At 60.7% G+C, this 14,070-nt stretch carries 15 protein-coding genes; 12 read left to right on the forward strand and 3 right to left on the reverse strand.

The window, feature by feature from the left end; all coding sequences use genetic code 11:
* The first annotated feature begins 62 nt into the window (after positions 1 to 62).
* On the forward strand, positions 63 to 572 hold the full coding sequence (locus ACSBPU_RS11475; RefSeq protein WP_442592276.1) for a DUF1993 domain-containing protein: 510 nt from the start codon (positions 63 to 65) through the stop codon (positions 570 to 572).
* 12 nt (positions 573 to 584) lie between these two features.
* On the forward strand, positions 585 to 1,055 hold the full coding sequence (locus tag ACSBPU_RS11480; RefSeq protein ID WP_442592277.1) for a YaiI/YqxD family protein: 471 nt from the start codon (positions 585 to 587) through the stop codon (positions 1,053 to 1,055).
* A 24-nt stretch (positions 1,056 to 1,079) separates the two neighbouring features.
* Here the strand turns inward: ACSBPU_RS11480 and ACSBPU_RS11485 are convergent, their stop codons facing one another.
* Positions 1,080 to 2,060, reverse strand: a complete 981-nt coding sequence (locus tag ACSBPU_RS11485) for a quinone oxidoreductase family protein (protein ID WP_442592278.1) — start codon at positions 2,058 to 2,060, stop codon at positions 1,080 to 1,082.
* Positions 2,061 to 2,408: 348 nt separating this feature from the next.
* Between ACSBPU_RS11485 and pgaA the strand changes: the two genes are divergently transcribed.
* From pgaA to ACSBPU_RS11535, 10 genes are all read left to right on the forward strand, one after another.
* Complete coding sequence (gene pgaA, locus ACSBPU_RS11490) at positions 2,409 to 4,859, forward strand: poly-beta-1,6 N-acetyl-D-glucosamine export porin PgaA (RefSeq protein WP_442592279.1); 2,451 nt, start codon at positions 2,409 to 2,411, stop codon at positions 4,857 to 4,859.
* Positions 4,860 to 4,870: 11 nt separating this feature from the next.
* A complete protein-coding gene (gene pgaB / locus ACSBPU_RS11495) occupies positions 4,871 to 6,895 on the forward strand; it encodes a poly-beta-1,6-N-acetyl-D-glucosamine N-deacetylase PgaB (protein WP_442592280.1) in 2,025 nt (674 codons plus the stop codon).
* The gene (gene pgaC / locus ACSBPU_RS11500; RefSeq protein ID WP_180071353.1) at positions 6,895 to 8,223 is read left to right on the forward strand and encodes a poly-beta-1,6-N-acetyl-D-glucosamine synthase; all 1,329 of its coding nucleotides are present in this window, start codon (positions 6,895 to 6,897) and stop codon (positions 8,221 to 8,223) included. Before pgaB ends, pgaC begins: the two co-directional genes overlap by 1 nt.
* Positions 8,220 to 8,702: a poly-beta-1,6-N-acetyl-D-glucosamine biosynthesis protein PgaD gene (gene pgaD, locus ACSBPU_RS11505; RefSeq protein ID WP_442592281.1), complete on the forward strand. Its 483-nt coding sequence runs from the start codon at positions 8,220 to 8,222 to the stop codon at positions 8,700 to 8,702. Before pgaC ends, pgaD begins: the two co-directional genes overlap by 4 nt.
* Positions 8,703 to 8,922: 220 nt before the next feature.
* Positions 8,923 to 9,399, forward strand: coding sequence for a curli production assembly/transport protein CsgE (locus ACSBPU_RS11510; RefSeq protein ID WP_180071351.1), 477 nt, complete (start codon positions 8,923 to 8,925; stop codon positions 9,397 to 9,399).
* Complete coding sequence (locus tag ACSBPU_RS11515) at positions 9,400 to 9,861, forward strand: curli assembly protein CsgF (RefSeq protein ID WP_180071350.1); 462 nt, start codon at positions 9,400 to 9,402, stop codon at positions 9,859 to 9,861.
* The gene (locus tag ACSBPU_RS11520; RefSeq protein ID WP_180071349.1) at positions 9,858 to 10,772 is read left to right on the forward strand and encodes a CsgG/HfaB family protein; all 915 of its coding nucleotides are present in this window, start codon (positions 9,858 to 9,860) and stop codon (positions 10,770 to 10,772) included. Before ACSBPU_RS11515 ends, ACSBPU_RS11520 begins: the two co-directional genes overlap by 4 nt.
* A 77-nt stretch (positions 10,773 to 10,849) precedes the next feature.
* The gene (locus tag ACSBPU_RS11525) at positions 10,850 to 11,581 is read left to right on the forward strand and encodes a hypothetical protein (protein ID WP_442592282.1); all 732 of its coding nucleotides are present in this window, start codon (positions 10,850 to 10,852) and stop codon (positions 11,579 to 11,581) included.
* 90 nt (positions 11,582 to 11,671) lie between these two features.
* Positions 11,672 to 11,998 carry a curli-like amyloid fiber formation chaperone CsgH gene (gene csgH, locus ACSBPU_RS11530; protein WP_442592283.1) on the forward strand — a complete coding sequence of 109 codons (327 nt, stop codon included), beginning with the start codon at positions 11,672 to 11,674 and terminating at the stop codon, positions 11,996 to 11,998.
* 283 nt (positions 11,999 to 12,281) lie between these two features.
* Complete coding sequence (locus ACSBPU_RS11535) at positions 12,282 to 13,016, forward strand: response regulator transcription factor (RefSeq protein ID WP_442592284.1); 735 nt, start codon at positions 12,282 to 12,284, stop codon at positions 13,014 to 13,016.
* Between the two features lie 33 nt (positions 13,017 to 13,049).
* Here ACSBPU_RS11535 and sufT read toward each other — a convergent pair whose 3' ends face one another.
* Both sufT and sufU read right to left on the reverse strand, forming a co-directional pair.
* Positions 13,050 to 13,604, reverse strand: a complete 555-nt coding sequence (gene sufT / locus ACSBPU_RS11540; RefSeq protein ID WP_442592285.1) for a putative Fe-S cluster assembly protein SufT — start codon at positions 13,602 to 13,604, stop codon at positions 13,050 to 13,052.
* 10 nt (positions 13,605 to 13,614) lie between these two features.
* Positions 13,615 to 14,070 (reverse strand): Fe-S cluster assembly sulfur transfer protein SufU, encoded by a 456-nt coding sequence (sufU, locus tag ACSBPU_RS11545; RefSeq protein ID WP_180071344.1) that lies wholly within the window; start codon positions 14,068 to 14,070, stop codon positions 13,615 to 13,617.

Here is a 14,070-nt window from a genome sequence, read left to right on the forward strand (position 1 = left end):
TTCTCCGGTTCTTCGTTAGACTACAGTGCGTGCCATCTCTCCACTCGTTATAAAGGAAAATCATGACTCACTCCATGTACACCCTGTCCGTGCCCGTTTTCAAGCAGATGCTGACGGCGCTGAAAGCCATCATGGCGCAGGCGGATGCACATGCCGCCGAGAAAAACATCGAAGCGGACGCCCTGCTTCAGGCACGCTTGTTCCCGGACATGTTCCCCTTGATAAAGCAAGTTCAAGTGGCTGCGGATTTTGCACGGGGGATTTCGGCCCGCCTGGCCGGTGCTGAAGTTCCCGCCCACGAAGGAACGGAGAAAACCTTCGCCGAGCTCGACACGCTGCTGAGCCGCACGCTGGATTTCCTGGACGGCATCCGCCCGGAACAATTTGAAAACAGCGCATCCAGGGAAATCCTGCTTCGCCCCGGCACTCCCAAAGAGAAGAAGCTGAGCGGCCAATCCTATCTGGCGAACTACGGCCTGCCCCAGTTCTTCTTCCATGTGACGACCGCCTACGCCATCTTGCGCCACAACGGTCTGCCCATCGGCAAGCGCGACTACATGGGCACGTACTGAAAATTCAATAGCATGCACATCTGGGTTGATGCCGACGCCTGTCCCGCCGTCATCCGGGACATCCTGTACCGGGCAGCACAGCGATGGCGGCGGCATCTTACGCTGGTCGCCAACCAGATGCTGCGCACGCCCCCTTCGCCGTGGGTGCGCGCCGTCCAGGTGCCCGGCGGTTTCGACGTGGCGGACGACCACATCGTCCAGCACCTGAAACCCGGCGACCTGGTCATAACGAGCGACATCCCGCTGGCGGCCCAGGTGCTCGATAAAGGGGGCGTTGCCCTTAGCCCCCGTGGCGAGCACTATACCGACGACACCATACGCGAACGTCTTTCAATGCGGGACATGATGGAGGAGCTCCGGAGCGCCGGCATCGATACAGGCGGTCCCGCAGCACTCAGCCAATCGGATCGCCGCACGTTTGCCAACGCGCTCGACCACATCATGCTTGCCCGGGCCCGCATAGACCCGCCGCCTTCCGACTGAGTTTTTTAAAAAGCGGGGCCGCGGTCAAGGCACCATGACGATGGCGCCCGTCGTCGCACGGGCCTCGGCCGACTCGTGGGCCCGCGCCACTTCGGAAAACGGGAAGCGGGCCCCGATGTTGGCCCGGATGATTCCGTTCGAATACGCATCGAACACCATCTTTGCGTTCTCACGAAACACGCTCACATCGGCGTTATGAGGAAATACCGAAGGCCGGGTCAGGTAAAGCCCGCCCTTCTTGTTCAACAGCTCGACATCGAACGGCGGGATCGGCCCCGACGCCGCGCCGAAGACGACCACGTGGCCGAACTGCCGCGCGCAGTCCAGCGAGCCCATGAAGGTGTGCTTGCCGACGGAATCATAGACCACGCCGGCCTTTCTGCCGCCCGTGGCTTCCACGACGCGCGCCACCCAGTCCTCCCTTGAATAATCGATGGCGACATCGCATCCGGCACGTTCCGCCTCCATGCATTTTTCAGGCGAGCCCGCCGTGCCGATGACCGTGGCGCCCAGCGCCTTGGCCCAACGGCTCAGGATCTGCCCGACGCCGCCCGCCGCGGCATGCACCAGCACTATGTCGTCCGGTCCTACCCGGTATGTCTTGTGGATCAAATACTGGACCGTCATCGCCTTGAAGAACATGGCGGCTGCCGAAACCTCGTCGATGCCGTCGGGGAGGCGCACGGCGCGCTCCGCCGGGATATTCCGGTGCGAAGCATAAGCGCCGATGCCGGCGTTCATGTAGACGATGCGGTCTCCCGGCCGGAAATCGGTCACATTTTCCCCCACCGCCTCCACAATGCCCGCCGCTTCGTGCCCCAGGCCAGTCGGCGTGGGCAGGGAATATTTGCCCGTACGCTGATACACATCGATGTAATTGAAGCCTATAGCTGTCTGGCGCAGCTGGATTTCGCCACCGCGGGGCGCTGGTAGGTCGAACTCCCGTAAGGTCAGTACCTCGGGGGGGCCGAACTCCGTCAACTGAACCGCCAGTGTCTTGTTCATCTTTGTCTCCTCGTATCGATATCGTTATGCGTCCTTGCAGACTTTACCACCGGCGGCGCCTACGTATCCGCCCGGCGGACTACGCCATAGCGCGGAAGCGGCAGCCCGCATCCGCCACTGCGTAAGCCGTCTGCCTCATTCTGGCCGAGTCGCTTCCTCTCTATGATTCCATAGCATCAAGGCTGTAATAAGAAATCGGCAATCAACACGTCGCTCGGCAGCTCGGCCTTCGGGCCCCTATGCGAAAAGGCCGCGACGCCGTCGTCGAATCCAGGGAAGAGGAGCCTCGCGCATCATGCCGTCAATCTTGACACACCGCCCCGCCCACCTACACCCGGGGACACGGGCATGAAGAAAACCCTGAGCATATTATGCATGGCAGCCGCTCACTCATGGATCGCCACTGCCCACGCCGGCGTCTCCCGTCAGGAGTACGACGCGCTCATCATGCAGGCGCGCGCCGGCGATCGCGAGCCTGCGCTGATCATGCTGCGCCAGCATGCGCTGGAACACCCGCAGGACTTGCGGGCAGCCTATGACCGGATCCTGATCTCTTCCTGGGCCGGCCGGAATGCGGAAACCATCGCCGCCTACGAGGCGCTGCAGCCCGCCCCGAATCGCCCGCCGGCCGATGTCCTGGAGGCGGTGGCCCGGGCTTATCGGGATGCCCGGCAATGGGAGAACTCCCGCAGGCTGTTCAATGACGGCCGGCGCCTCTTCCCGGAGCGGCCCGTATTCGCCGTCGGTGAAATCATGACGCTGACCGACGCCGGCCGGCCGGCGGAAGCCGTGGCGCTCGCCGAGGAAATGACTGAGAAATGGCCGGACGACGCCGACCTGCAGCTTGCGCTCGCATACGCGCACCGCAGCCGCCGCGCAAGCGGTGAAGTCCTTCAGCGCGCATCCCGCGCGCACGACCTGGCCCCCGCCAAAGGCTACGTGAACCGCGAGTACATACTTGCCATGCAGCACGCCGGCCTGACCGAACCCGCCCTGCGCCTGGCCGAGCAGTACCCCGATCTACTGAGCGTCGCGGAGTTCCGCGACCTGCAGGCCGATCATGCCGCCGAACTGACTCGAATCGCCTCCATGCCGGCACGGAACGAGAAAGAGCGCTTCGATGTCGCTGATCGCGCCCTGGGCATCTATGATCGCCTCATCCCCCAATGGTCCGCCTCGGGCGAGGAGGCGCGCCGGGATGTGCTGCGGCTGCGCTTCGACCGGCTGCACGCCCTGCATGCGCGTTCGAGAATGAGCGATGTCGTGCGCGAGTACGAACAGCTGCTCGCGGAGGGCGTGGAGGTTCCACGCTACGCGCTCAGTGTGGTGGCCGCAGCCTATCTTCACTTGCGGCAGCCAGAGCGCGCGCGCGACCTTTATCTGAAGCTGCTCGCCGAGTCCAACGGCAGCGAGGACGGCGGCAGCAAGCTCGCCAACCAGACAGGCCTGTTCTATGCATTGCAGGAAAGCCAGCAGTACGAAGAAGCCGACGAGATTCTCGAGCAAGCGGTCAATAGCCAGACGGAATGGGTAAAGGTCAAGGGTCAGCCCGAGCCTCTGCCCAACGAGTTCAACCTCTACGCCCGGCACTCCGCCGCGCTGGGCAAGCTGTATGCGAACGACACCGTCAATGCGGAGCTTGCTCTTGCGAACATGGTGGAGCGGGCCCCGAACAACTCCAGCCTGCGCACATCGCTGGCCAGCGTATATCGGGCACGGCAGCAGCCCAGACGCTCCGAAGTCGAGCTGAAGATGGCGGAAGCCCTCACGCCCAGGAACGTCGAACTGGAGACCGGCCAATTCGAGACCGCAATGGCTTTGCAGGAATGGAACCAGGCCGAGCTGCTCCTTCATGACGTCACCCTGCGTTTCCCGGAAAACCTGAGAGTGCAACTGCTGGCACGGGACTGGGAGGTCCACAACAAGTCGGAACTGCGTGTTTCCGGCTACCGCGATCTCAGTTCCGGAGGGCCGTCCACCGGCGATGGCGGATTCGGCATGGAAACGGTCTTGTATTCGGCACCCATCGACCAGAACTGGCGCATCTTCGGAGGCGGCGGCTATGCCAGCGGCGACTACGAAGAAGGCAGCGCCCGCTATCGCTGGATACGCACGGGGGTGGAATGGCGCGGCCGGGACCTGACTGCGGAGGCGGAAGTCTCCGCCCAGAACTACGGGCAAGGAACCAAGACTGGGTTCCGTGCATCGGCGGCGCTGGACTTGAACGACCAATGGCAGATTGGCGCAAGCGGTGAACTCCGATCCAGGCAGACGCCTCTGCGCGCGCTGCTGAACGACATATCTTCCGATAGCGCGGCCTTGTGGGTCCGCTGGCGCGCCAATGAGCGCCGCGAATGGCGGCTTACCCTGACCCCGACCCGCTTCAGCGATGGCAATCGCCGCATCTCGATGCTGCTGTCGGGCCAGGAACGGCTCTATACCGCGCCGCGCGCCCACCTCGACCTCGGGTTCGAAGCCTACGCTTCGCACAACACCGAAGAGAACGTGCCCTATTTCAACCCTCGGTCCGACTTCATGCTGCTGCCCACGCTGAATCTGACCCATACGCTGTACCGCCATTACGAAAACGAGCTGGAGCAGCGATTCACGCTGGGTGCCGGCATGTATTCGCAGAAGGGATACGGATCGGGCGCAGTGGGCACCGTGGGATACGGAATCCGCTATCGCAGCAACAACACCCTGGACGTCGGCGTGAACATCGTGGGAGTCAGCCGCCCGTACGACGGACAACGCGAGCGCGAGCTGCGCATCATGCTCGACCTGAACCTGCGTTTCTAAAGGATGATTTCATGGCCCATTCGATTTCGCGCGCCGTGCTGGCAGCCCTCGTGTGCATCTTTACGTCACTGACGGGCTGCGCCAAGGACATTCCGGTCTTCCTGCCGCCCGACCAGCGCGCGGTGCAGAACAACGAGATGCCCTGGCCCAAGAATCAATACCTGGCCCTTGCCTATCACGATGTAGAGGATGGGGAAGCCGACCAGTCCTATGTCGGCGTCCGCACGGAACACCTGAAGGAACAGCTGGCCTGGCTGCATGCGAACGGCTTCCAGGCGGTATCGGTCGATCAGATCCTGGCCGCCCACCAGGGCGGAGCGCCATTGCCCGAGAAAGCCGTCCTGCTCAGCTTCGACGACGGTTATCAAAGCTTCTACACGCACGTCTTTCCCATACTCAAGGCTTACGGCTGGCCTTCGATCCTGGCGCCCGTGGGCATATGGCTCGATACCCCTAGGTCGCAAAAAGTCGATTTCGGAGGCTTGCCTACCGAACGGGATCGCTTCCTGTACTGGAAACAGGTCGCCGAACTATCGCGTAGCGGTTTGGTTGAAGTCGGTGCCCACACCGACAACCTGCATTTCGGAGCGATCGCCAACCCGCAAGGCAATCAGCAGCCCGCCGCCGCTTCCCGGCTATATGATCCCAAGACCGGGCAGTACGAAACCGAAGCGTCCTACAAGGCGCGCTTGAGCAAGGACGTCCAGGAGATCACCCGGAAAATCCGCCAGGCCACAGGCAAGGCGCCTCGCGTATGGGTATGGCCTTACGGCGCCGCCAGCGGCACCGCGCTGAAGATAGTGGCCGATAACGGCTATGAAATGGCGATGACCCTGGTGGACGGCGGCGCCACCGTGGACGACCTGATGGACACGCCGCGGCTGCTGCTGGCCAATGATCCATCTTTGCGAAACTTTTCCACCGCCATTTCCAACATGCAGCGCGACCCCACCATGCGTGTCGCGCATGTGGATCTAGATTACGTGTATGACGACGATGCAGAACAAATGGAAAGGAATCTCGACAAGGTCATCCAGCGCATTGCGGACATGCAGATCACCACGGTGTTTCTCCAGGCCTTCGCGGACCCGGAAGGCGACGGCCTGGCCCGATCCGTTTATTTTCCGAATCGGCATCTGCCGATGCGTGCGGACCTCTTCAATCGAGCAGCCTGGCAACTTATCAATCGTACGCATGTGGACGTATACGCCTGGATGCCGGTGCTCAGTTTCGATCTGGACCCGGCCCTGCCGCGCGTAGAGCGCTGGGATCCTGAAAATGGCCAGGTCGCGCCCGCTCAGAATCAGTATCTACGCCTTTCCCCTTTCGATCCAAAGGTTCGCCAGCAGATTCTCGAAATCTATGAAGACCTGTCGCAGCATGCCATTTTCAATGGCGTGCTCTACCACGATGACGCGCTGATGTCCGATTTCGAAGATGCCAGCCCGCCGGCGCTGGCGGCCTATCAGGCCCAGGGTCTGCCCGGAAGCATCCAGCAATTGCGCGCCGATCCGGAAACCATGAAGAAATGGACCCGATACAAGAGCCGGTATCTGGTGGAATTCACTCAGGCGCTGACACAGCGCGTTCAGGAAATCCGCGGCCCGCAGATCAAGACGGCACGCAACATATACGCCATGCCGATACTCGAGCCGGATAGCGAGGCCTGGTTTGCACAGAACATGGACGACTTCCTGGCGGCCTATGACTGGACCGCACCGATGGCCATGCCTTACATGGAGAACGTGCCGCACGACCAGGCCGACGCATGGCTGGACAGGCTCGTCGACGCGGTGGCCAAGCGCCCCGGCGCTCTGAAGAAAACGGTCTTTGAAGTCCAGGCACGGGACTGGAGGACGGACACCGCAAAAAGCGACCCCGATCATATTGACTCTCACACCATCGCGCATTGGATGAAACGCCTGCAACTGCGCGGCGCACGCAACTTCGGTTACTACCCTGACGACTTCATTCAGGACGAACCCCGTCTGGAGATCATCCGGCCGGCCCTTTCACATGCTTGGTATCCCTACTGATGATAGACCGCCTGATCGCCTTCCTCGTTCTGTGCATCGTGCTGGGCGCGCCCTTCGGCGTCGTCCTGGTCCTGACCAGCGATGCCTTGCTCAGTTTCGTATTTTTCTATCCCTTGTTCATGTCGGGCATATGGATGGCTGGAGGACTCAGCTTCTGGCTGCGTTGGGAGCGCCACTGGAACTGGCGGCCCTATCGCCCTCCTGTTCTGGCCGGAGAGCCGCTGGTCAGCATCATCATTCCGTGCCACAACGAGGAACGTCATGGCGAGGAAACCCTGCTCGCTGCCTTGAACCAGGACTATCCGAACGTCGAGGTGATTGCGGTCAACGACGGATCCAGCGATGGCACGGCAGCCCTGTTCGACCGGCTGACCTCCGAACACCCCGGGCTGCGCGTCATCCATCTGGCCCAGAACCAGGGCAAGGCCATGGCGCTGCGCATGGGTGCCATGGCGGCCCGCAGCGAATACCTGGTGTGCATAGACGGCGATGCAATACTGGCCGGCGACGCCGTGAGCTACTTGGTGGCGCCGCTCGTCCGCCATCCGCACGTAGCCGCCGTGACGGGCAATCCGCGCATACGCACACGCTCGACCCTGATCGGCCGCATACAGGTAGGGGAATTCTCCTCCATCATAGGCTTGATCAAACGCAGCCAGCGGGTCTTTGGCCAGCTGTTCACGGTTTCCGGCGTATGCACCGCTTTCCGGCGCAAGGCGCTCGACCAGGTCGGATACTGGAGCCTGGACATGGTGACCGAGGACATCGACATCACTTGGAAGCTGCAGCGCGCCCGCTGGACCGTGTTCTATGAACCTCGAGCCCTGTGCTGGATATTGATGCCCGAAACACTGCAAGGGCTCTGGAAGCAGCGCCTGCGCTGGGCCCAGGGAGGCGCCGAGGTGTTTCTGAAGAACATGTTCAGCATCTGGAAATGGGAATACCGGAGGATGTGGCCGCTCATGATCGAGTTCTTCCTGTCCACCGGCTGGGCCTTTGCCGTAGCCTTGTCCATCGGACTTTGGTTGATGAGCCAGTTCATGGTTCTGCCTCCCGGCATGAATGTCTCGGTGCTGCTGCCGCCTTCTTTCACCGGCATGGTGCTGGCCATGGTCTGCCTGCTGCAATTCCTGCTCGCCGTCCTGATAGACCGCCGCTACGAACCCATGATCACGCGTTCGCTGTACTGGATCATCTGGTACCCCTTCGTCTACTGGATCATCAACCTGCTGACCAGCCTCGTCAGCTTTCCCAAAGTCATGCTGCGAATACGGCGCCAGCGCGCACGCTGGACCAGTCCGGATCGCGGAATCAAGGAGCTAACATGAACATCATCACCACCAAGCGTTCGTCTCTGGGCTGGGCCATCGATGCGGGCCTCACCGCCCTGGGATGGGCGGCGTTCTTCTACCTTTTCACGCGCGGTGTGGTATCCATCGTCTATGCCGACGGCCTGCAGCCGATGCCGGCCCTGCTGAGCTCCACGCCACTCATTCCCACTTTGCAGACACTGGCCGTATACGTGCTGGTCGCCTGCGTCAACGCGCTCTTGGTGGTGATATGGGGCCGCTATCATAAAAGGCTGTTCCGTACCCTGAAGCTGTTGCGCGCGCCCGACGCGATGGACGACGACGAGCTGGCCTCGCATTTCCATCTCTCCCGCAACCAACTGCATGAGATCCAGGGCAGCAGGGTCACGGTGATCTACCACTCGAACGACGGCGCCATCTCGGAGCTGGAAACGGATCAGCTGCGCATACAGCCCGCCGGCAACAGCCCGGTTTTCCACACCGCCAAGGTCGCCTGACCGACGCGTCACACCCCACCGGCCACTCGGCCTACGCTTCGAGGCGACCCGCTGCCCGCATTGCGTACACCAAATGGCCGGGTGCGGCCTACGGCATATATCGCATGTATTCCTCCCTCCCCATCTCTACCATGTAGTCATCGGTGCCGTTTCGAGAAGTTAGAAAAAGCAGCCAAAGCTTCTCGAAACTCCGGAAGCGTAGTCAGTGAGGAGAACTCCCATGCGCACGTATGTAGCCTTGCCGATGTTGCTGACCCTGGTGGCGTCCTGCGCCATGGCGGCTCCCACGCCGTCACTGGAGCAGGATCCGCTGCCACGGACCAGTCTGGACAAGGCAAACGGAAGCAATGGCGTAAAGCGCGTTTTTGAAGATCCGCTGCGAGGCGTAATCATCAACCGCACCGTAACGGTGCAGGGCCGGGAGTTCTACATGTATTTCGCGAATCGATGGGCTGAAAAGGATCCGAACGGCCAGTTCACGCTGACCGTATACGAACGGCCGTCAGCCCGTTTCGGCAGCGAGATATGGGTGCAGTTCCGCCAAAAGCAGATGTTTCGCACCTTCCTTCCGCCCGCCCGTTCTGCCACGAAAAAGATCAGCGCCGTCGCCGTCGAGCTGGTTTTCCAGAACATCACCGATAGTGAAGTCGAACGCATGATGACCAGAACCCCCGATCTGGGCCCCGAGGAGATGTAAATGAAAAAACCGCTCACACACACCAAAAAGAAGACCGGCGCGCACTGCGCGCTGGCGCTCGCATCGATAACGCTGGCCGTCGGCCAGGCCTATGCGACACCACTGGTCTACTATCCGCTCAATCCGTCATTCGGAGGCAATCCCCTGAATGGTTCCGTGCTGCTGAATTCGGCGCTCGCCACCAACAAGCACACCAACCCCGATCTGGACGACGCGCAGAACGCCCTCGAAAACAAATCGTCGCTGGAGGTCTTCAACGAAACGCTCGAGCGCGCCATCATCAGCCGCCTGGCTACAGCCGCCAGCTCCAAGATAATCGGGCCGGACGGGCAGTTCATACCTGGAACACTGGAAACCGACAACTTCACCATTTCCATCTCGGATCTGGGCAACGGCTTCCTTTCCATCACCACCACCGACAAGCAAAGCGGCGGGCTGACAACCTTCCAGGTGGGCAAATGAGCCGCGCGCCCGCCCGTCCCGCCCTCAGGCTGGGAGCCTTGGCCGTGCTGTCCGCCCTGCTCGCCGCCTGCGCTGCGCCCCACAAGCCCGTGGAAGTCGCCACGCCGGCGCACATCACCCCGGCCACGCCCTCGACGCGGGATCTGCTCAAGCTGCCCGACCCCAAGGGCAAGGTGATCGTCGCCGTCTATGGTTTCCGGGACCAGACCGGACAGTACAAGCCCTCGCCCGACAGCTCGTTCTCCACATCGGTCACGCAAGGCGCGGCATCGATGCTGGTGAAAGCGCTCAAGGACTCGGGCTGGTTCACTCCGGTCGAGCGCGAAAGCCTGCAGGAACTGTTGACAGAGCGGCGGATCGTGCGCGCGCTCGATGGTTCCCAGGGCGAAAACGCGCCGTCCATACAGATTCCCGCCCTGATGCCCGCCTCGGTACTCATAGACGGCGGGATCGTTGCCTACGACAGCAATGTCAGGACCGGAGGCCTTGGCGCCCGCTTCCTGGGCGTAGGCCTGTCCACGCAATACCGGATGGATCAGATCACAGTCAACCTGCGCAGCGTGGACATACGGACAGGCCGCGTGTTGCAGACGGTATCCACCACCAAGACCATTTTCTCCTATGAGCTCCGTCCCAGCGTCTACAAGTTCGTGAACTTCAAGGATCTGCTTGAAATCGAGGCGGGCGTCACCGATAACGAGCCGACCCAGCTTTGCGTGAAGGAAGCCATCGAGGCGGCGGTCGTCCATCTGACGGTCCAGGGCTTGAAGGACGGAAGCTGGAAGCTGAAGGACGAGAACGACTGGAGCAACAAGGTCGTACAGGACTATCTGCGTGAAAGCAATACCTACGCCGTGACCTCGGTCGACCCCTCGGCGCTCGACAGGCAGGAAACGCAGACGACCCAATAAGCCAATGAGAATTGTCTGGTCATGGAGACCGCCGGGCAAATCAGCAGTTCCAGGTCTCTATCTAGAGGAGAATCACCATGAGCATCAAGCTATCTGCAATTGCACTGGGCATCACTCTGGCATACGGTGCGACGGCCGCCCTGGCGGCCGACACGGCCACCGTCTACCAGCAAGGCAACGACAACTCGGCGACGATCGAGCAGTTCGACAACAACACCGCCACGGCGACGATCACGTCATTGGGAAATGGCAACGACAGCACCATTGAACAGGAAGACAGTTCCTCCGTGTGGGGCACCATCCTGGCCACCGGCAACTACAACGACGGCGTAATCACCCAGGATCATGTGCGTGATTCGATGGCGACCATCAATCAGTTTGCCAGCGGCGGCGACGCCACGATCACCCAGGGCGGCACCTATAGCGGTGGCTGGGGCTGGTTTGGCCACGGCAGCTGGACCAATGGCGAAAACCTTTACGCCACCATCAATCAGTACAGCGGGTGGGGTAATGTGGCCACGATCGACCAGACCGGGAAAAAGGCCACCGCCACGGTCAATCAGTCGGGTTACAACAATCTGGCCGATATCAACCAGCATGGCAACGGCGCGGCATACATCACCGCTACGCTGTCGCAAAGCGGGCATGGCAACGATGGCTACATCGATCAGAAGGGTTCCAGCCTGCTGGCCACTGTTAGCCAGATGGGGAACTACAACGACGCCATCGTGATGCAAAGCGGCACCAACAAGATCGCGACGGTAACGCAATTCGGCAACAACAACTATAGCTACGTCGATCAGCGCTGATCGTTTTCCGAAGCAATTCCGTTCACGGAGTCCGTCCATGGCGGCCCGTGAACGGGTTCTCCACCCTGCCATACGTACGAGGAGACATCCATGATCACAGCTGACAGCGACATACAAGCCTGGCTGGAAGCGGCTTCCAGGAGCCAGCCCAGCTTGATCGTTCCCTATGTCAAGTCGGGGCACCAAGCCACGCTGCAGTATGAGATCGAGGCGAGGAAAGAAGGCAAAAGCGGAAAATCGGTGCTTCGGCAAGGGGGAAGTGTAACAATTTACCCTGGCCAGACAGTCAATTTAGGCTCGATGACTCTGAGCCGAAATATGCATGACATATGTTTTGTGGTTTTATCGCTCTATGAACGGGAGAAAAAGGTCGCTAATTATCGCTTTGATTGCCCGAAAATGGCCGTTATGAAATGATTACGCGAATAATCTCAATAACATAAGTAAATTAACCAAGGTACACAATTTCTTACTTAAGAAAGCTCATAGCTGATTCCATACTAGTCAAGGAAACTTTTCCATTCACAATTTGTTTCGCATCGCGATGCACTGACAGTAGGCTGAATATCCTGCGACCACGCTGATATTTGTTTTGCCCTGTTGCAACGGTGAAGGGCAAGCATTTACCACACAGATCCAGACATTCGGTCCGCGCTCGGCATCGCCCACAAAGCGAACGTCGAACAGGGAAGAATAAAGAATGACCACAATAATTGTCATCGAGCCGCATCCATTGCTGCGCTTGGGCATACTGCAACTGCTTTCCGATGGGTCTTGCTCCTGCACGCTGGAAGGCGCTGACTACTCGCTTCTGACACGGGAAACCAGCACACAGCGCAACTGCGAACTCATCCTTCTGTCCATCTCGTCATTCGAGAGCCTCCATGAACTCGCCCACGCCGCCGAAAGGATATGTTCGCCCAAAAGCATCTTGCTGCTCTCCGACAGCAGCAGCATGCCTCATAGCGTACAGGGCCTGCCCGCTTCGGTCGCCGGCTATGTGCCCAAGAACGCCCCGCCCGAGGTCCTGCAAGCGTCCGTGAAGCTGGTGCTGGCCGGCGGCAGCTGCTTTCCCATGCGTGCTCCGGACGCCGGCCAGCAGATGAGCCTTCCATTGGTGAAGAACTTCGAACCAGTGAAATGGCCGCCCGAAAACGAAAGAAAAAACAAAGTGGTCAACGGCAGCAACCCGGAGTGCGAGATGCTCGGCCTCACACCGCGCCAATACGAGGTTCTCGTGCTGCTGGCCCGCGGGTATCCCATGAAAACCGTGGGGCGCTACCTGAATATTTCAGTGGCCACCGCCAAAGCACATACCGAAACGCTTTATCAGCGCCTAGACGTCCACAACCGGAACGCCGCGGTCTATGCCGCCGTCTCGCGAGGCGCAACACTGGGCTGGCCTTCGATACAAGGCGCGCCCCACGACGCATGACCGGGATCCGGCCAGGGGCTGCCCCCGCCGGATCTACAACAAACCCAATTGCAGGCGTGCAGGCTCGCTGATCATTTCACGGCTCCAGGGCGGATCCCACACCAGATCGACTTTGACTTCATCCACACCATGGATGGACTGCAGCTTTCCACGCGCCTCGTCGGCGATCAGTGTGCCCATGCCGCAGCCCGGTGCCGTGAGCGTCATCTGGACCTCGATGCGAAACCGGTCGTCTGCGGCGGGCAATACCTTGCAGCTGTAGACCAGGCCCAGGTTGACGATATCGATGGGGATTTCAGGATCGTAGCAGGTGGCAAGCAGGCTCCACGCGCAGTCTTCGACGTACTGGGCCGTGACCGGACCTTCCGGTGCGTGATTGACCTCGTCGGTCGGTTCGAATCCCAGCGCATCGCCATCCACGCCTTCGACCCGATACAGGTTTCCCTCGACCATGACGGTGTAGCTGCCGCCCAGTTGCTGCGTGATGGTGGCTTCGCAGCCTTTTTCGATCGTCACCGGCGATCCGTATGGAACCGACACCGCCGGGCAATCCCGGCTGACGATGACGTCTTGTCGCGTATAACTCATGATGAACCTCTTACTCGGTGCGCGCGGTATCGCGGGCCCGGGTGATTGCATTGTGCAGCGTATGCCAGGCAAGCGTCGCGCACTTCACCCGGGCGGGGAATTCGCGCACGCCGGAAAGTACTTCCAGCTTGCCGAAATCCCGCGCTTCGGGGTGGGCTTCCGTAAGCATCGCATGCATGTCGCGAAACAGGGATTCGACCTCGTCCACGGGCTTGCCCTTGACGGCTTCGGTCATGAGCGACGCCGACGCCGTGGAGATGGCGCATCCATGCCCCACGAAGCTTGCCTGCTCCACCACGCCGTCCTTGACGATGGCATAGACGGTAAGCTGGTCGCCGCACAAGGGGTTATGGCCGTCGGCCGTATGGCTGGCATCCGGCATAGCATGGAAGTTGCGCGGATTGCGGTTGTGGTCGAAGATGACTTCTTGGTAAAGCTCGCGCAGGTCGCTGTGCTGATCGCTCAT

The sequence above is a fragment of the Parapusillimonas sp. JC17 genome, from assembly GCF_052180245.1.
GTDB lineage: Bacteria > Pseudomonadota > Gammaproteobacteria > Burkholderiales > Burkholderiaceae_B > Parapusillimonas.